This is a genomic window from Streptomyces sp. UF-297, assembly GCF_058245575.1.
In genome coordinates this window covers 1-18,379 of sequence record NZ_JBSIBZ010000100.1, presented here as the reverse complement: position 1 = coordinate 18,379, position 18,379 = coordinate 1, and the positions used below count along the sequence as shown (strand labels likewise).

Sequence of the window (18,379 nt, the reverse complement as noted above, 5' to 3'; positions counted from 1 at the left end):
GCTGCGAAACTCCGCCCACGAAGCCCCGGGGCGGGTCAGACCGTCGGCAGCCAGCCCACCTTGCCCGCGAGCAGCGCGTAGCCCACGAACGCCACGATGTCGATGAGCGCGTGCGCCGCGACCAGCGGTCCGACCCGCCCCCAACGCCGGTACAGCAGCACGAAGATCACGCCCATGACCATGTTGCCGAAGAAGCCGCCGATGCCCTGATAGAGGTGGTACGAGCCGCGCAGCACCGAACTCGCCGCCAGTGCCGCCATCGGCGTCCACCCCAACTGCCCCAGCCGGCGCAGCAGATAACCGACGACGATGACCTCCTCCAGGACCGCGTTCTGTACGGCCGAGGCGATCAGCACCGGGATTTTCCACCACACATCGGGCAGCGCTTCCGGCACCACCGTCAGATTGAACCCGGCCGCCCGCGCCCCCAGGTACAGCAGCAGCCCGCTGCCCCCGATGGCCGCCGCGACCGCCACGCCCCACCCCAGGTCGAAGCCCGGCCGCCGCCTGTCGAACCCCACGGCGCGCAGCCCGCCGACGCGCTCCCGCAGCAGCAGGTGCGCCACCAGTGCCACCGGCACCAATGCGGTGGCGATCCCGAAGAGCTGCCAGGCCAGGTCGAGCCAGGGCCGCCCCGGCGCGTGCGAGCCGTTGAGCAGGGCCGCCTGGTCCTTGAGCCCGCCCGGTTTGGTCAGCGAGCCGATGAAGCTGATGAGCGCCGACACCCCGCTCGCGCCGAGCGACAGCGCGAGCACCAGGGCCGTCTCGCTGCGCAGCACCCCGCGCGAAAGCCGCTCGCCCGCCCCCGTACCGAGCCCTTCGTCCATCCCCTGACCAGGGAATTCCCCGTTCGCCACCGGGCCCGTCCTCGACCGCACACCTGCCTCCAGTTCCGCGCTTGCGCCGCTTCGCCGCCGCTGCCCCGCCAGCGTTCCGAAGACGGTTACGAAGATCGCGCGCGACAGGCCGATCGTACGAGGCCCCTCACCGTGGCATGCGTCTCCCTCCGCTCTCGGTCCCCCTCCGCTCTCAGCCGTACGCCGCCCACGCGTGCACCGGCTCCCCGCCCTGCATCAACTCGGCATAGCGCCGGGTCATCGCCGCCAGCGCCGCATCCCGGTCCAGTCCCTCCTTCAGCGCCCGGTGGTAGGCGGCGGCCTGCCAGGACGCGCCGTTGACCCGCAGCCGGCAGCGCTCGTCGATGACGCCGAGATAGCGGTCCCGGTCCGCCGGTTCCACGCCCCAGGCGTCCAGCCCCGCGGCGGCCAGCGGCAGCAGTTCCTGCCGTACGAGCCGTACGGCGGACACCTCCGCGATGCCGCCGGAGCGGCCGGAGCGGGGCCAGTGGAGCGTGGCCTCGATGCCGTGGCGGCAGGCGGCGTCGAAGTTGCGGGCCGCGGCGGCGAAGGGCATCCGGGACCACACCGGCCGGCTCTCGTCCGCCAGCGCCCGCACGAGTCCGTAGTAGAAGGCGGTGTTGGCGATGACGTCGGTGACGGTGGGTCCGGCGGGCAGCACCCGGTTCTCGACCCTGAGGTGCGGTACGCCGTCGGCCACCGCGTACACCGGGCGGTTCCATCGGTAGACCGTGCCGTTGTGCAGCACCAGTTCCGCGAGGGCCGGCACCCCGCCCTCGTCCAGGACCCGCAGCGGCTCCTCCTCGTTGCAGATCGGCAGCAGCGGCGGGAAGAAGCGCAGGTTCTCCTCGAAGAGGTCCTGCGCCGACTCCACCCAGCGCTCGCCGAACCAGGTGCGCGGCCGTACCCCTTGCGCCTGGAGTTCCGGCGGCCGGGTGTCGGTGGCCTGCTGGAACAGCGGCGGGCGCGACTCGCGCCACAGCTCGCGGCCGAAGAGGAAGGGGGAGTTGGCGCCCACCGCGACCTGTACGGCGGCCACCGCCTGCGCCGCGTTCCACACGGCGGCGAACCGGTTCGGCGTCACCTGCAGGTGCAGTTGCACCGAGGTACAGGCGGCTTCGGGCGCGATCGACGTCGAGGTGGTGACCAGCCGTTCCACGCCCTGGATGTCGATGGCGAAGTCCTCGCCCCTGGCGGCCCTTATCTGGTCGTTGAGCAGCATGTAGCGGTCGACCTCGGAGAGGTTGGCGGAGACCAGGTCCGCGGCCCGCAGGGTCGGCAGAATTCCGATCATGACGATCCGCGCCGCCACCTCGCGCGCTTTGCGGTCCGCATAGGCAAGGCCCGTTCGGAGTTCTTCCGCGAGCTGGTCCAAAACTCTGCCGCCCAGTCGGTGCGGCATGATATTGACCTCAAGATTGCACTGTGCCAGCTCGGTCTGAAAATCCCTGCTCGCGATGCGTTCGAGCACCTGCGAGTTCATCATCCGGGGCATACCGTGGGCATCGGCAAGGTTCAATTCGATCTCCAGCCCCACCAGATTCTTGGGCCGGTCGAAGCGCTTCTCTTCCAAGAGCCTGCGCAATCCCGCCAGACACTCGTGAAGCTTTCTTCGATAACGTTGCCGGTCGGCGAGATCGAATCCGCCCCCGGCGACCTTCTCCCCCATCGAACCGCCCCTCCTCGACTGGACGGCCCGCGGCCACGGGCCGCATGGGCCACCCCGGCGCGGCCGGGGGAAGACGCTACGGTCGATGATGCCCCGTCAATCTGATCGATAACGCCTGCCGCAGGCCGCCGGGCGGATAGGCTGAAGTGACACACTTGGCGGCACGTTCCATGGGCATACTGCCTGGGCGATTACCCTCTGCATGGTCCTTCTGAAGTCGATCGACGTGTTCCGGCCTACCGCGCCCGGAAGGAAATCGGAGGTAGTGGCGCGAAGCCATGCGCATATACGGTGAAACCGGCCGCGCGGTCGGTCCGGAATCCGCCTTGCCAGAAATATCACCGACGGCTAGCGGAAACACTGTCTGAACATGCGTCGTATAAACTCCGCGATACGAGGCAGAGAGTTGGCGCCCAGCGATGCGGTGTTCTACCGGTGCTGAGGCACAGCGCCTGACCCCCCGTCGGGCCGCAGCCCCGGCCGGCCATGCTCTGACCCCGTCCCGCTGACAGCGCCGTCCGCACTTGCCCAGCACCACCGTGTCTCCCAAGTGAGAGGCGACCCACCATGCCGCTGCATGTCCCCCCTGCCCCCGCGCCCGCCCTGCGCAGCGTCCTCGCCGCTCTCGGTTCCCCCACCGCCGTACGCGAGGTCCGTACCCCCGCCCTCAGCGTCCAACAGGGTCCCCTGAGCCCCGAACACCCGCTTCCGGTCCACGTATTGGACGGCGTCGGCCGCACCGGCGGCCCGCCCCGCACCCGCCTGACCGGGTGGCGCTTCCTGATCCGCAGCGGGGAGCGCGCCGTGGCCACCGCCGAGGCGATGCTCACCGCCGACGGCTGGACGTTCTCGCACTTCTGCGAGGGCCCCTACGTCACGTCCACCGAGCGTGCGCTGCGCCAGGCCGAGTCGCTCCCCGTGGCGTACCAGCCACGGCTGCTGTCCGTGCCGGAGCTCTACATGATCACTCTGTGGCTCCATCAGGACATCACCACGGACGGCGCCGAGGGCCTGCCCGAACCGGGCGACCTCCTGGTCCCCCTGGCACCGGCCCCGCCCGGCATCGCCGCGCACCGCCCGCACCGCGTCGCCGATCTGCTGCCCCGGCTGACCCTCCGCCTCTCCCCGGCCCCACTGCTCGGCTCGCCGGCCTGATCCAGCCGCCGACGCGCCGGCACAGCGCGTCGGACCGGCGGACGGCGCACCACGCCTCGCAGGAGCGTGCCCCGCGACCACACCCGGCCGCGGGGCGCTCTGCTGTGCTCACCCGCGCGGATTAGTCCACTAGGGCCACCCCCAACCCCCTTCATAGCCGGTGCGGTTGAGGGCAACCGCCCGCACGGGTGATGCGTCATCATCTAGTGAGTACCGCTGCTGCTAAATCCCTGCGGAATCACGCCCGTGGGGCAACACTGGGAGCGACCTACTTACTGACCGAACGGGGGAAGCGGCATGACCATCTCATCGAGCCCGTCGAGCCGCCTTACGACTCACACCACTCCGCAGCGAAAGACAACATCCATGTGCCAGCACCAGCCGCCGTGCCCGACAGCCGAATCCGCAGACCGGGAGGCCGCCCACCTCGTGGCGCACCACCCGGAGCAGGGTTGGAGCCTGCTGTGCAACGGCGTCCTTCTCTTCGAGGACACCGGCGAGCTCCTGCCCAACGGTCAGGTCATCGCTCCGCACCGGCCGCTGGACACGGCACAGGTCGTCACCGCCGCCTGACCCTCCAAGGGCAGCCGGATCAAGGGCGACATGACGGAGTAACAGGAAAGACCTGACAAAGTCGCAAGAAAAAACAGGGCCCCCGGCGCAACTGCCGAGGGCCCTTCACGTTGTGACGGTTTGTCAGCCGTCGTACTCCTCCAGCGGGGGGCAGGAGCAGACGAGGTTACGGTCGCCGAAGGCACCGTCGATACGGCGCACCGGCGACCAGTACTTCTCCGAGGCCTCCACACCGGCCGGGAAGACCGCTTCCTGGCGGCTGTAGGGGTGCTCCCACTCGCCGCCGAGAATGCCGGCGGTGTGCGGGGCGTTGCGCAGCGGGTTGTCGTCCTTGTCCCACTCCCCCGAGCCGACCTTCTCGATTTCACCACGGATCGCGATCATCGCGTCGCAGAACCGGTCGATCTCTGTCAGGTCTTCGCTCTCGGTCGGCTCGATCATCAGCGTGCCGGCCACCGGGAAGGACATGGTCGGCGCGTGGAAGCCGTAGTCGATCAGGCGCTTGGCGACATCGTCGATGCTCACCCCGGTCGCCTTGGTCAGCGGCCGGACGTCGATGATGCACTCGTGCGCCACCAGGCCGCCGGGGCCGGTGTAGAGCACGGGGTAGTGCGGCTCCAGGCGCTTGGCGATGTAGTTGGCGCTGAGCACCGCGGCCTGGGTGGCGCGCTTGAGGCCCTCACCGCCCATGAGCCGTACGTACGCCCACGAGATGGGCAGGATCCCGGCCGAGCCCCACGGCGCCGCCGAGATGGGCCCCACGCCCGTCTCCGGGCCCGCCGTGGGCTGCAGCGGGTGGTTGGGGAGGTACGGCGCCAGGTGCGCGCGCACGCCTACCGGGCCGACGCCGGGGCCGCCGCCGCCGTGCGGGATGCAGAAGGTCTTGTGCAGGTTCAGGTGCGAGACGTCGCCGCCGAACTTGCCCGGCTCGGCGAGCCCGACCAGCGCGTTGAGGTTGGCGCCGTCCACGTACACCTGGCCGCCCGCCTCGTGCACCGTCGCGCAGATCTGGGTGATGTGCTCCTCGAAGACGCCGTGCGTGGAGGGGTAGGTCACCATCAGCACCGCCAGTTCCTCGCGGTGCTTCTCGATCTTGGCGTGCAGGTCGTCGGTGTCGACCTCGCCGTCCTCGCCGGTCTTGACGACGACGACCTTCATGCCGGCCATGACGGCGCTCGCGGCGTTGGTGCCGTGCGCGGAGGACGGGATCAGGCAGACCGTGCGCTGCTCGTCGCCGTTGGCCCGGTGGTAGGCCCGCACCGCCAGCAGTCCGGCCAGCTCGCCCTGCGACCCGGCGTTGGGCTGGATGGAGACCTTGTCGTAGCCGGTGACCGTCGCCAGCCGCTCCTCCAGCTCGTGGATCAGTGTCAGGTAGCCCTGCGCCTGCTCGACGGGCGCGAAGGGGTGCAGCTGCCCGAACTCGGGCCAGGTGACCGGCTCCATCTCGGTGGTGGCGTTGAGCTTCATCGTGCACGAGCCCAGCGGGATCATGCCGCGGTCCAGCGCGTAGTCCTTGTCGGAGAGCGTGCGCAGGTAGCGCAGCATCGCCGTCTCGGAGCGGTGCTGGTGGAAGACGGGGTGGGTCAGGTAGTCGTCGGCGCGCAGCAGGCCCTCGGGCAGCGCGTCACCGGTCCGGGCGTCCAGTTCCTCGACGTCGCCGCGGACTCCGAAGGCACCCCACACGGCGGCCAGTTGGGCCCGCCCCGTGGTCTCGTCGCAGGCGATGCCCACCAGGTCGGCGTCCACCTGGCGCAGGTTCACCCCGGCCTCCCGCGCCGCGGCCACGATCTCGGCGGCCCGGCCCGGCACGCGCACGGTCAGCGTGTCGAAGTACGCGCCGTGCACGACCTCCACGCCGCCCGCGCGCAGCCCCTGGGCCAGGATCGCGGCGTAGCGGTGGGTACGGCGGGCGATGGTGCGCAGGCCCTCGGGGCCGTGGTAGACCGCGTACATCCCGGCCATCACCGCGAGCAGCACCTGCGCGGTGCAGATGTTGCTGGTGGCCTTCTCCCGGCGGATGTGCTGCTCGCGCGTCTGCAGTGCGAGGCGGTACGCCTTGTTGCCGTCGGCGTCCACCGACACGCCCACCAGCCTGCCCGGCAGGCTGCGCGCGAAGGCCTCGCGTACGGCCATGAATCCGGCGTGCGGGCCACCGAAGCCCATCGGTACGCCGAAACGTTGCGTCGTACCCACCGCGATGTCCGCGCCCAGCTCACCGGGCGAGGTCAGCACGGTCAGCGCGAGCAGGTCGGCGGCGACGGTGACCACCGCGCCCAGCTCGTGCGCCTGCTCGATGACGGCCCGCGGGTCGCGTACGGCACCGGAGGCGCCCGGGTACTGCAGCAGCACGCCGAACACGCCGCGCTCGGCGACCTCGGCGGGAATGCCCTGGGCCAGATCCGCGACCACCACCTCGACGCCGGTGGGCTCGGCACGCGTCTGGATCACGGCAATGGTCTGCGGCAGACAATCGGCATCAACGACAAAAACGCCCTGCTTGACCTTCCCGACCCGCCGGGAGAGCGCCATCGCCTCGGCGGCGGCGGTGCCCTCGTCCAGCAGCGAGGCGCCGGAGGTCGGCAGCCCCGTCAGGTCGGCGACCACGGTCTGGAAATTGAGCAGGGCCTCCAGCCGGCCCTGCGAGATCTCCGGCTGGTAGGGCGTGTACGCCGTGTACCAGGCGGGGTTCTCCATCACATTGCGCAAAATCACCGGCGGCGTGAACGTGCCGTAGTAGCCGAGCCCGATCATCGGCGCGAGCACCTGGTTGCGGTCCGCCAGCTCCCGCAGCTCCTGGAGGACCTCGGCCTCCGTACGGGCCTGCGGCAGCGCCAGCGCCTCCGCGCTCTTGATCACATCGGGTACGGCGGCGGTGGTCAGCTCGTCCAGCGACCCGAAACCGACATGCGCGAGCATCTTCGCCTGCGCCTCGTGGTCGGGACCGATATGACGCTGCTCAAAGGGTGTGCCCTGCTCCAGCTCGGTCAAGGAGATGCGATCGGTGGTCATCTGCGGGGGCCTCCTGGTCGTCGCGACCTGCGAGGGGCACCACGGCGCGGGTGCCCGGACGGCCTCCCCCTCTGTCATCTCAACCTGAGAGCTTCACCGGCCCCGCACACGGCAGGCCGACTTTCACCGTCGGTGAGGAAGGGTTCCGGCGCTGTGCCCGACCGTGGCCCGCCCTGCTTTCCAGAGTGACCTCGTCCATGCGGTACATGTGCCTGAGAGATTCCGGGGAGGATTTGCTCCTTCGGCGCCCCCGACGGCATCGTCGGAGGACTCTCCCGCATGGGGTCTGCAGCCATCGGCCAGCCTACCAGCGCACCTCTTGACGTTTCCTCGAGTGGCCGGGGCATGAAATGTGCCGTTTCGTAGTTGTCACAGGGCAGTTGCGACCAGTTGGAGGGACCGTGCAGACCGATATCGATCCCCGGAGTCTGATCGGCCGCAAGGCGTTCGACCGAAACGGCGCCAAGATCGGCACTGTCGACGAGGTCTACCTCGACGACGCCACCGGCGAACCGGAATGGGCCGCCGTCCGTACTGGCCTCTTCAGCCGTGACGCCTTCGTCCCTCTGGAACCCAGCGAACTGGGCGACGAGGGCCTGCGCGTCCCCTACGACCGGAAGCTGATCAAGGACGCCCCGGACTTCGGCGTGGGCCGCCATCTCTCCCCCGAGCAGGAACTCCAGCTCTACCACCACTACCGGCTGGATATCTCCACCCCGGACTCCGGACCCGACACCTCCGCCGACTCCGAATTCGGCCGGATAGCGGGCTCGGAGGACTGACCGCGCCCCGGACGGTCCCCGCCCATCAGCGGCAGCGGATCGCCCGGCCGCAGCGCGGGATCCTCCACCGGGAAGGTCCGCACCCGCCCAGGGGCCGACCAGGGCTGCTCGAAGCGCACCGTCACCCTCCCCACACCGCTCCCCTGCACCCACCCTGCCCCGTACTCCTCGTGCACCACATCCAGCCCCGGAAGCCACCTGCGCGGCCGCTCCTCGGCCGCCTGAGGCTCCACAGCGGCGGTCTCGACCACGGCCTTCTCCGCCGCCTCCCCGGCCGCCCGCTCCGCCGCCAGCTGCGCGAAGAGGTCCTCCTGCGTGAAGTCCGCCAGCCCGCTGACGCCGACGCCCAGCAGCCGCACCCCGCCCGTGGTGTCCACCGTCTCCAGCAGCCGGGCCGCCGCCTCCCGCACCACCGCGGGGTCGTCGGTCGGCCCGCGCAGCGTCTCGGAGCGGGTCAGCGTCGAGAAGTCGTAGTTCCGCACCTTGATCACGACGGTACGGCCCGACCGCCCCGCCGCCCGCAGCCGCTGTACGCACCGGTCCGCCAGCCGCTCCACTTCGGCCCGCACCCGCGTCCGGTCCGTCAGGTCCACCGCGAAGGTGTCCTCCACCGACACCGATTTCGCGTCCCGGTCGGCCACCACGGGCCGCTCGTCGCGCCCCAGCGCCATCTCGTACAGCCCGGAGCCGTGCGCCTTGCCCAGCAGCCGTACGAGCTCCGCCTCGCCCGCCTCCGCCGTCTCCTGGACCGTGTGGATCCCCGCCCGGCGCAGCGCCTCGGCGGTGGCCGGCCCCACGCCCGGCAGCGTACGCACTGGCATGGGCCCCAGCAGCTCCCGCTCGGTACCGGGCTCGATGACCACCAGCCCGTCCGGCTTGGCCTGCTCGGAGGCGATCTTCGCCAGCATCTTCGCGCCGGCCAGGCCCACCGACCCGGTCAGCCCGGTGGTGCGCCGGATGTCCCGGCGCAGCTTCTCCCCCACGGCGCGCGCGGTCCGGCTGTCCGCCGCGACGCCGCCCGCCTCCAGGTCCACGAAGGCCTCGTCCAGGCTCAGCGGCTGCACCAGCGGCGAGAGCGCGTGCAGCAGCTCCATCACCGCCTCGCTGACCTCTCGGTACACCCCGAAGCGGGGCGTCAGATAGGCGGCGTTGGGGCACAGCCGGCGCGCCTGTGCGGTGGGCATCGCCGAGCGCACCCCGAAGACCCGCGCCTCGTAAGAGGCCGTGGAGACGACGCCACGCGGCCCGATTCCGCCGACGACCACGGGTTTGCCCCGCAGACTCGGCTTGGCCGCCTGCTCGGCGGCCGCGAAGAACGCATCCATGTCCAGATGCAGGATCGTCGGCGCACGTCTCACATCACCGATGCTGCCCTACGCCACTGACAATCGGCCCCGCGCCGGGCCGCCGGCCTTCTCCGGCGGCTCAGCCCGCGCGGTTGCGGCGCCGGGCCAGCTCGTCGTGCGGGTTGTGCCCGACGAGCGTCTCGCCGGTCTCCACCCGCTCCCCGTGGAGCTGTGAGAGCGCGCCCTCCACGTCCCGCCACACCACGCCGACCGCGATGCCGAAGACCCCCTGGCCGCCCTGGAGCAGATCCACGACCTCGTCGGGCGAGGTGCACTCGTACACCGTCGCGCCGTCGCTCATCAGCGTCATCTGCGCCAGGTCCGCCAGCCCCCGCGAACGCAGGTGCTGCACGGCGGTGCGGATGTTCTGCAGCGACACCCCGGTGTCCAGCAGCCGCTTCACGATCTTGAGTACGACGACGTCCCGGAAGCTGTAGAGCCGCTGGGTGCCCGAGCCGTACGCCGGCCGCACGCTCGGCTCCACCAGGCCCGTACGGGCCCAGTAGTCGAGCTGTCGGTAGGTGATGCCCGCCGCCGCACACGCCGTCGGACCGCGATAGCCGATGGTGTCCGTGCCACGGTCCCCCGACGTCGCGGCGGTGTGTGCCGGGGTACGGTTCGCTGCGCCATTGTGGAGCGGCAAAGCCCCTCCCGCCGCCATACCGTCGCCGGTGATTCCCACGCCGACCTCCGTCCTCCACGTCCCGGACGGGACCTGCCTTATCGACGGTATGCAGTCACTCGGGGTGCGTCAACGATCGCCGCGCTCGCCACGCCGAGTGATAATCACCCTGCGAGTGGTTTCCCGTGCCCTCGCGCGGGGAAAGGCTGATCGAATGGCCCGAGCGCTGCCGACCGCAAGCCCTGCCTAGCGGCTCACTGACTGTTGGTGCCGAAGTCCTCGGGCGAGATCTGGTCGAGGAACTCGCGGAACTTCTCCACCTCGTCCTCCTGCTCGTCCGGGATGGCGATGCCCGCGTCGTCCAGCACACCGTCGGTCCCGTAGATCGGGGTCCCGGTGCGCAGCGCCAGCGCTATGGCGTCCGACGGACGCGCGCTGACCTCCACCCCACTGGCGAAGACCAGCTCCGCATAGAAGACCCCCTCCCGCAGATCCGTGATCCGGACCTGGGTCAGCTCCTGGCCCACCGCCTCCAGCACGTCCTTGAACAGGTCGTGCGTCAGCGGCCTGGCAGGGGCCATGCCCTGCTGGGCGAAAGCGATGGCGGTGGCCTCCCCCGGCCCGATCCAAATGGGCAGGTAGCGGTCGCCTCCCACTTCGCGCAGGAGCACGATCGGTTGGTTGGAAGGCATTTCCACCCGGACACCCACGACGTCGAGCTCGTTCACACAGCAACCCTAGGACGTGCCCGGCCGGTTTGGGTAGTCGGGCACCCCATTGCTCAGTGCGACCGGACCCGCAGCGCCGCCTGGACCAGTGCAGCATGCAGCCGTACGGACAGCGTCGCCAGCTCCCGGGCGGTGGCCTCCGCATGGGCCCTGGTCTGCGGATTGCGGTGCCTGCGCAGCGGCGCGACCACCTGTTCGACCAGGCCCGCCTCACGCTCGGCGGCGGCCTTCACGGCACGCAGATGCCGCGGCTCCAGGCCGAAACGGCCCAGATCCGCGATGAGTTTGGCGACCGTGACCGCCTCGATGTCGTACCCGCCGTCGGCGGTCGCCGTGATGAGCCCGTACGACTCCCAGTCGGCGAGCGCGGACTCCTCCACCTCGGCGGCGGCCAACAGCTCGGCCCGCCCGATCCGGGCCGCCGTCGGCCCCTCCACGGCCGGCTCCTGGACACCGTCCAGGAGCTCCCGTGAGGGCGACGCAGGGGCGGGCACCTGTACCTGCTCGCCCCGCGCCAGGGCGTCCAGATGCTCCCGGATCACCTTCAGCGGCAGATAGTGGTCGCGCTGCATGCGCAGGATGGCCGCCAGCCGCTCGACGTCCTCCGGGCTGAATTTCCGGTACCCGGACGGCGTCCGCTTCGGCTCGACGAGCCCCTCGGCCTCCAAAAAACGGATCTTGGAGATGGTGACCTCGGGGAACTCCTCGCGCAGCAGATTGAGCACCGTGCCGATGCTCACCAGCTTGCCGTCCGAGGCGGCGGTGCCGGAAGAACCGGCACCGCCCGACGGTGTGTGGTGCATGTGCCTTCCCTGGCAGGTCAGATACCGACGCCCCGCTGGCTCGCGTAGAAGACCAGCCGGTACTTGCCGATCTGCACCTCGTCGCCGTTGGACAGAGCGACGGAGTCGATCCGCTCACGGTTGACGTACGTGCCGTTCAGGCTGCCCACGTCGGCGACCGTGAAGCCGCCGTCCTGGCCGCGCCGGAACTCCACATGACGGCGCGAGACGGTCACATCGTCCAGGAAGATGTCGCTCTGCGGATGGCGGCCGGCCGTGGTCAGCTCGCCGTCCAGCAGGAACCGGCTGCCGGAGTTCGGCCCCCGGCGCACCACCAGCAGCGCCGAGCCGATCGGCAGCGCGTCCACGGCCGCCTGGGCCTCGGGCGACAGCGAGGGCGTCGGGGTCTGCCCCGTCACCTCCGCGTCGTAGGCCTCGATTCCCGAGATCGAGATGGTCGAGGTCGTCTCGGAAGCGCGCTCGGCCTGTGCTCCGGCGCGCAGCGGCGCACCACAGTTGGAGCAGAACCGGCTCGCCTCGGCGTTACGGTGCCCACACCTCGTACAAACCGGCAAGGCAAACCCTCCACCCGTACTTGAGGTTGATGGTTCCCCGAAACCTATGCGGCCGGTCGCGTGGGGGTCAACAGAACCAGCGCCGTGGCCACCGGAATTATCACCGGCCGGACCACCGACCTGGTCGCGGAAGAGCGGGCGCTCCTCACTCTGACCGTTCGGAGCGTTCTCACCGGACTGGCGCGGGGCACGATGCCGCGCCGAGCCGCTGCCGCCCTCCTGGCGGGCGCTCTTGCCGAACAGCTTTGCAAACAACTTCACGGGCGATTCCCCTTGAACGAAACAGACCCGCCCGTGGGGCAGGACGAACCCTCGATGCACACACCGGCCGATCCGGACATCCTGTCAACGTCCGTGGCCTCCACACAGTTTCCACCACGCGACACCTCTACGGTGCGCCGACCCCCCGCTACCTCATGCCCTACCTGGGCCGTCGCCATACGTGTCCGCCTCACTGCGATGACGACCGAGCGTAGTCAGGCCGCTTCGCCTCTCGCAAGGCGTCCACGACGATCTTCTCCTCACGGGTCACGGATACCTTGGCCTGCTCCTTCTCCAGGGTCTGTACGACTCCCCCGGGAATGTTGAGCGCCGGCTCCAGATCCTGCGGCTTGCCGATCACTTTGAAGCGGTACGGCTGCGTGACGCGCTTGCCGTCGATCGTGACACCGCCCCGCTCGTCGGCGAGGTAGGTGTCCGCGACGACACGTACGTCATTGATCTGAATGGCCTCCGCGCCCGCGGCCCGCAGCTCCTGGATGGTGTCCAGGAGCTTGTCCGCCTCGACCGAGTGCGAGGAGTCGTCGATCGTCAGAGTGATGCCCGGGCCCTGCGCCGCGACCGTACCGGCCAGCACACCGAGCTGCTGTTCTTTCTCCACGGTCTGCTTACGCGCCTCCTCGGCTTGGTCCGAGCTGTTCTCCAGCTCTGTCTTCTGGCCTTCCAGCCTGCGCTGTTCGTCCGTCAGACGTTGTGAGCGGTTGTCCAGTTCGTCCAGGATGCGCACCAGGTCCTCCTGGCGCGCACCGCGCAGCGCGCTGCTGTCACTGGTGGAACGTACCTGAATTGCCAGGCCGAGGCCGAGAATGAACAGGAGCAGAGCGACGATCAGTTGGGCGCGGGTCAGCCGCGGCGGCCACAATCCCGCCACCAGGCGCTGCCGCCCGGTCATCGGCCGGTCCTGCCCGTCGCCCTCCGCGGCGCTCTCCTGCCCCGCCGCGGCCGGGTCGGGCGTGCGCTCGGGCGGCATGGGCCGACGGCCCGTGGGGCTCGGCCGCTGGCCGGGCTGCGGTTCCGGCTGTGGTGTCTCGTCCGTCGACATCGGCCTCACGCCCTGAAGACGTGCCGTCGGATGGCGGCAGCGTTGGAGAAGATCCGGATGCCGAGCACCACCACGACGCCGGTGGACAGTTGGGCACCCACGCCCAGCTTGTCACCGAGGAAGACGATGAGCGCGGCCACGACCACATTGGACAGGAAGGAGACGACGAAGACCTTGTCGTCGAAGATGCCGTCGAGCATCGCGCGCAGACCGCCGAAGACGGCGTCCAGTGCCGCGACGACAGCGATGGGCAGGTAGGGCTCGACCACCGTCGGCACCACGGGTCGGACCACCAGTCCGACCACGACTCCCACGATGAGGCCCAGTACGGCGATCACGATGTGCCCTTCCCTGTGTCGGCGCCGTCCGCCTTCGCGGCACCGGCCTGCGGCTTTGCTGTACGTACGATCAAACTGGGCGCGGGCGGCAGCGTGACCGTCTGCTCGGCGGAAATCCTGGTGCGGATCCCGTAGTTCTCCTGCAGCACGTGCAGGTACTGCCCGTCCGCGCTGTCCTGGAAAGCGGTGCTCAGCCGCTGCCCGTCCCCCACCGCCAGCACCGTGTACGGCGGCACCAGTGGCTTGTTGTCGACCAGTATGGCGTCTCCCGCGGCCCTGATCGCCGAGAGGGAGGTGAGGCGCTGCCCATTGACGGCGATCGCCTCCGCCCCCGACTCCCAAAGGCCGTTGACGATCCGTTGCATATCGCGGTCGCGCACCCGGCCGGTGTCCGAGAAGCTGCTGCTGCCACGCGGGTTGGAGCCGCTTCCGGAGCGCGCTTCCTTCGCGTCGTCCACGACCAGTTTCACGCCCGGCCCACTGACCTTGGTCGAGCCCGCGAGCAGCGCCAGCAGCTCCGCGCGGTCCCCGCCGTGCTTCCTGAGCGCGTCACGCTGCATCGTGCCGACGTCGGACCGCAGGGAGTCGACCCGTTTTTGCAGGTCGTCCGCCTCCTCGGTGCCCTTCTCGATCCGCCGGATGAGCTCTTCGTGCTCCTTGGCCAGCGTCGGCGCCGCTATCCGCGCCTGGGCGGCACCGATGGTCACCACCACGGCGGCCAGGACGAGGCCGGCGGCCAGGCCCAACTTCGCCCGCAGGGTACGCGGCAGCCCTCGTACCCCTGCTTCCTCCTTGCGCGCGGCCGCCTCTGCGTACCCGTCGTCCAGGGCATGGTCCGTCACATTGGTCAGCAGCGACATGGAGGCATCGGGGCGGGGCGTGGGCCGGTTGTTGCTCCGATCGGGGCGCTGCTGCGACATGCCGCACATCGTCGCACGTCGGCGGTGCCGTCTCCCAATGGCCCCACCGGCGCGCCGAATCGGGGCGCGCCGGTGGGATCGGGGTATCAGCGCCCGGCGCCGTCCACGACCGCGGACCACTCGTCCAGCAGCTGCTGAGCCGAGGCGTCGTCAGGGCCCTCGGCCCACAGGTGGGTCACGGCCTCCGCCGGGTCCGGCAGCACCATCACCCACCGGCCGTCGGTCTCCACGACCCGTACGCCGTCGGTCGTGTCCACGAACCGGTCCCCGGCAGCCTCGACGACATGCCGCATGACCAGGCCCTTGACCGCCCAGGGGGTGGCCAGGTCACGGCGCAGCACATGCGCCCGCGGGATCCGCGCGTCGATCTGGCTGAGCGTGAGCTGCGTACGCGCCACCAGGCCGATCAGCCGGACGAACGCGGCGGCTCCGTCGAAGACACTGCTGAACTCCGGGATGATGAAGCCACCCCGGCCGTCGCCGCCGAAGATCGTGCCGTCCGCCCGGCCGACCCTGGTCAGGTCGTCGGGCGAGGTGGTGGTCCACTCCACCTGTGTGCCGTGGTACGCGGCCACCTGCTCGGCGATACGAGTGGTGGTCACCGGCAGTGCCACCCGGCCGCTGCGCCGCTCCGCCGCCACCAGGTCGAGCATGACCAGCAGCGCCCGGTCGTCCTCGATGATCCGCCCTCGCTCGTCCACGAGCGAGAGCCGCTCCCCCACGGGGTCGAAGCGCACACCGAACGCCGCGCGGGCGGATGCCACGATCTCCCCGAGGCGTACGAGTCCGGCGCGCCGGCCGTCCGCGGTCTCCGTGGGCCGCGATTCGTCCAGCCCCGGATTGATGGTCAGCGAGTCGACGCCGAGCCGCCCCAGCAGGCTGGGCAGGACCAGTCCCGCGCTGCCGTTGGAGGCGTCCACGACCACCTTGAGGCCGGCCTCGCTGATGCCCGTGGTGTCCATCGCCCGCAGCAGCGAACCGGTGTAGGAGTCGAAGACGCTGGACGGGAACCGCAGATCACCGATCTCCCCGGGGAACGCACGGCGGTACTCCTGGCGCGCGTACACGCGGTCCAGCTTGCGCTGCCCCGCCGCGGAGAGGTCGGCGCCCCGCTCGTCGAAGAACATGATGTCCACGGAGTCGGGCACACCCGGCGTCGTACGCACCATGATCCCGCCTGCGCTGCCCCTGGCCGTCTGCTGACGGGCCACCGGCAGCGGGACGTTCTCGAGGTCCCGTACGTCGATGGCGCTGGCCTGGAGGGCGGAGATGACCGCGCGCTTGAGCGCCCGCGCCCCTCGGGAGTGGTCACGGGCCGTGGTGACCGTGGAGCCCTTCTTCAGCGTCGTCGCGTACGCCCCGGCGAGCCGTACCGCGAGCTCCGGGGTGATCTCGACGTTGAGGATCCCGGAGACACCGCGCGCGCCGAACAGGTGCGCCTGTCCCCGGGACTCCCAGATCACCGATGTGTTGACGAAGGCTCCGGCCTCGATCGTCTTGAACGGGTAGACCCGCACATTCCCCTGAACAATCGATTCCTCACCGACGAGGCACTCGTCCCCGATGACGGCGCCGTCCTCGATGCGGGCGGACCGCATGATGTCGGTGTTCTTGCCGATGACACAGCCGCGCAGATTGCTGTGCTGCCCGATGTACACGTTGTCGTGCACCACGGCCTTGTGCAGGAACGCGCCGCTCTTGACGACGACGTTCGACCCCACGACAGTGTGCTCGCGGATCTCCACATCCGCTTCCACCTTGGCGTAGTCGCCGATATAGAGCGGTCCGCGCAACACGGCGTCCGGATGGACCTCGGCGCCTTCTGCGACCCACACCCCTGGCGAGATCTCGAAGCCGTCGATTTCCACCTCGACCTTGCCCTCGAGCACGTCGGCCTGGGCCTTGACGTAACTCTCGTGCGTGCCGACGTCCTCCCAATAGCCCTCGGCGACATAGCCGTAGATCGGCTTGCCTTCCTTCATGAGCTGCGGGAAGACATCACCGGACCAGTCGACGGAGACATCGGGCTCGACATAGTCGAAGACCTCGGGCTCCATCACATAGATGCCGGTGTTGACGGTGTCCGAGAAAACCTGGCCCCAGGTGGGTTTCTCCAGGAAGCGCTCGACCTTGCCGTCCTCGTCAACGATGGTGATACCGAACTCGAGCGGGTTGGGGACCCTCGTGAGACATACGGTGACGAGCGCGCCCTTGTCCTTGTGGAACCGGATCAGCTCAGTGAGGTCGAAGTCGGTCAGAGCGTCACCCGAGATGACAAGGAAAGCATCGTCCTTGAGTGCCTCTTCAGCGTTCTTCACACTGCCGGCAGTTCCGAGTGGCTTTTCCTCATTGGCATAGGTGAGCTCCATGCCGAGCTCTTCTCCGTCACCAAAATAGTTCCGGACGAGCGAGGCAAGGAATTGAACGGTCACTACGGTCTCGCTGAGACCATGCCGTTTCAGCAGCCGCAGCACATGCTCCATGATCGGCCTATTGGCCACAGGCAGCAGCGGCTTGGGCATGCTCGACGTCATGGGGCGAAGACGAGTGCCTTCGCCACCGGCCATCACGACGGCCTTCATGTCGGAAGCGTCCTCCTTGAAGAGACGACGGTCTTGCCGACTTCACCCGTCCCGATCGCCCACTGTTCCCGCATCCGGGCGCCCGGCCCCGGCAGGGCTGCCGGTCAGGCGAGCTCAGTCGGCCACGGCGTCCGCCTTGATGATCCGACGGACCTGAACCACGTAGAGGATTCCTGCCCACCAGTAGAGCGCTGTACCCCATCCGGCGAACGCCCATCCGAAAATAGCAGCGACAGTATGCAGCCAGCCATCTCCGACACCGAGAAGGAGCAAAGGGAAGGCGTACATCAGGTTGAACGTGGCTGCCTTCCCCAGGAAGTTCACCTGGGGCGGACCGTAGCCGTGCCGGCTCAGCAGCCCGACCGCGATCAGCAGCATGAGTTCCCGCGCCAACAGCGCTGCGGTGATCCACAGCGGCAGGATGTCACGCCAGGTCAGACCGACAAGGGTCGAGAGAATGTACAGCCGGTCGGCGGCGGGATCGAGGATCCGGCCCAGGCTGCTGATCTGGTTCCAGCGCCGCGCCAGCTTCCCGTCCAGGTAGTCGCTGACCCCGCTCAGGGCCAGGACCAGCAGCGCCCAGTAGTCGGCGCTCTGGGGGCCACCGAACTCCGGCCACAGAATCAACCACAGGAACACCGGCACGCCGAGAAGACGAGCCATGCTCAAAATGTTCGGGATGGTGAGGACACGATCCGTCTGGATGCGAGTCTCCTGGACCTCCACCCGGGGGCCTCCTGTGGGGAACGTACCAACGATGCCCCCTGACCTTACCTGCACAGCGAACCGGTCTGCGCCGCGGGTCCCCATACGCCCCGTAAACGCGGAAAAGCCCCGCACCATACGGTGCGGGGCTCCCCACAAAAATTGTTCGGCGGCGTCCTACTCTCCCACAGGGTCCCCCCTGCAGTACCATCGGCGCTGAAAGGCTTAGCTTCCGGGTTCGGAATGTAACCGGGCGTTTCCCTAACGCAATGACCACCGAAACACTATGAAGATATAAACTCCAGCCGGAACATGGCGAGTTCATTACTTCAGAACAAACACAGTGGACGCGAGCAACTGAGGACAAGCCCTCGGCCTATTAGTACCAGTCAACTCCACCCGTTACCGGGCTTCC

16 protein-coding genes, 1 rRNA gene and 1 riboswitch are annotated in these 18,379 nt (G+C 69.3%); of the genes, 3 read left to right on the top strand and 14 right to left on the bottom strand.

Annotation, left to right across the window (positions count from 1 at the left end):
* Positions 1–35: 35 nt before the first annotated feature.
* Positions 36–827 (bottom strand): CPBP family intramembrane glutamic endopeptidase, encoded by a 792-nt coding sequence (locus tag AC4IJH_RS37210; RefSeq protein ID WP_490856414.1) that lies wholly within the window; start codon positions 825–827, stop codon positions 36–38.
* Positions 828–1,029: 202 nt separating this feature from the next.
* On the bottom strand, positions 1,030–2,526 hold the full coding sequence (locus tag AC4IJH_RS37205; protein WP_490856413.1) for a glutamate-cysteine ligase family protein: 1,497 nt from the start codon (positions 2,524–2,526) through the stop codon (positions 1,030–1,032).
* A gap of 567 nt (positions 2,527–3,093) precedes the next feature.
* On the opposite strand from AC4IJH_RS37205, the gene AC4IJH_RS37200 reads away from it, so the two are divergent.
* Positions 3,094–3,681: a hypothetical protein gene (locus AC4IJH_RS37200; RefSeq protein ID WP_490856412.1), complete on the top strand. Its 588-nt coding sequence runs from the start codon at positions 3,094–3,096 to the stop codon at positions 3,679–3,681.
* Between the two features lie 366 nt (positions 3,682–4,047).
* A complete protein-coding gene (locus AC4IJH_RS37195) occupies positions 4,048–4,254 on the top strand; it encodes a DUF5999 family protein (protein ID WP_490856411.1) in 207 nt (68 codons plus the stop codon).
* Positions 4,255–4,377: 123 nt separating this feature from the next.
* On the opposite strand, the gene gcvP is transcribed toward AC4IJH_RS37195, so the two are convergent.
* Positions 4,378–7,263, bottom strand: a complete 2,886-nt coding sequence (gene gcvP, locus AC4IJH_RS37190; protein ID WP_490856410.1) for an aminomethyl-transferring glycine dehydrogenase — start codon at positions 7,261–7,263, stop codon at positions 4,378–4,380.
* A 190-nt stretch (positions 7,264–7,453) separates the two neighbouring features.
* Positions 7,454–7,551: riboswitch (glycine riboswitch) on the bottom strand.
* Between the two features lie 113 nt (positions 7,552–7,664).
* On the opposite strand from gcvP, the gene AC4IJH_RS37185 reads away from it, so the two are divergent.
* Positions 7,665–8,045: a PRC-barrel domain-containing protein gene (locus tag AC4IJH_RS37185; RefSeq protein WP_490856409.1), complete on the top strand. Its 381-nt coding sequence runs from the start codon at positions 7,665–7,667 to the stop codon at positions 8,043–8,045.
* Here AC4IJH_RS37185 and AC4IJH_RS37180 read toward each other — a convergent pair.
* The 11 genes from AC4IJH_RS37180 to rrf form a co-directional block, all read right to left on the bottom strand.
* On the bottom strand, positions 7,958–9,403 hold the full coding sequence (locus AC4IJH_RS37180; RefSeq protein ID WP_490856408.1) for a DNA polymerase IV: 1,446 nt from the start codon (positions 9,401–9,403) through the stop codon (positions 7,958–7,960). The two genes, AC4IJH_RS37185 and AC4IJH_RS37180, sit on opposite strands and share 88 nt — an antisense overlap.
* Positions 9,404–9,470: 67 nt before the next feature.
* Positions 9,471–10,073, bottom strand: a complete 603-nt coding sequence (locus tag AC4IJH_RS37175; protein ID WP_490856407.1) for a MerR family transcriptional regulator — start codon at positions 10,071–10,073, stop codon at positions 9,471–9,473.
* Between the two features lie 194 nt (positions 10,074–10,267).
* Positions 10,268–10,741, bottom strand: a complete 474-nt coding sequence (locus AC4IJH_RS37170) for a bifunctional nuclease family protein (protein ID WP_003984965.1) — start codon at positions 10,739–10,741, stop codon at positions 10,268–10,270.
* A gap of 53 nt (positions 10,742–10,794) precedes the next feature.
* On the bottom strand, positions 10,795–11,544 hold the full coding sequence (gene ftsR, locus AC4IJH_RS37165) for a transcriptional regulator FtsR (protein ID WP_490856406.1): 750 nt from the start codon (positions 11,542–11,544) through the stop codon (positions 10,795–10,797).
* Between the two features lie 17 nt (positions 11,545–11,561).
* On the bottom strand, positions 11,562–12,431 hold the full coding sequence (locus AC4IJH_RS37160) for a double zinc ribbon and FHA domain-containing protein (RefSeq protein ID WP_490856430.1): 870 nt from the start codon (positions 12,429–12,431) through the stop codon (positions 11,562–11,564).
* Positions 12,432–12,549: 118 nt separating this feature from the next.
* Positions 12,550–13,419 carry a DUF881 domain-containing protein gene (locus tag AC4IJH_RS37155; RefSeq protein WP_490856405.1) on the bottom strand — a complete coding sequence of 290 codons (870 nt, stop codon included), beginning with the start codon at positions 13,417–13,419 and terminating at the stop codon, positions 12,550–12,552.
* 5 nt (positions 13,420–13,424) lie between these two features.
* Complete coding sequence (locus AC4IJH_RS37150) at positions 13,425–13,757, bottom strand: small basic family protein (RefSeq protein WP_003984969.1); 333 nt, start codon at positions 13,755–13,757, stop codon at positions 13,425–13,427.
* Positions 13,754–14,677: a DUF881 domain-containing protein gene (locus AC4IJH_RS37145; protein ID WP_490856404.1), complete on the bottom strand. Its 924-nt coding sequence runs from the start codon at positions 14,675–14,677 to the stop codon at positions 13,754–13,756. Before AC4IJH_RS37145 ends, AC4IJH_RS37150 begins: the two co-directional genes overlap by 4 nt.
* Positions 14,678–14,763: 86 nt before the next feature.
* On the bottom strand, positions 14,764–17,259 hold the full coding sequence (locus AC4IJH_RS37140) for a sugar phosphate nucleotidyltransferase (protein WP_490856403.1): 2,496 nt from the start codon (positions 17,257–17,259) through the stop codon (positions 14,764–14,766).
* A gap of 114 nt (positions 17,260–17,373) precedes the next feature.
* A complete protein-coding gene (clsA, locus tag AC4IJH_RS37135; protein ID WP_490856402.1) occupies positions 17,374–17,985 on the bottom strand; it encodes a cardiolipin synthase ClsA in 612 nt (203 codons plus the stop codon).
* Positions 17,986–18,128: 143 nt separating this feature from the next.
* A 5S ribosomal RNA gene (gene rrf / locus AC4IJH_RS37130) occupies positions 18,129–18,245 on the bottom strand.
* Positions 18,246–18,379: the final 134 nt, after the last annotated feature.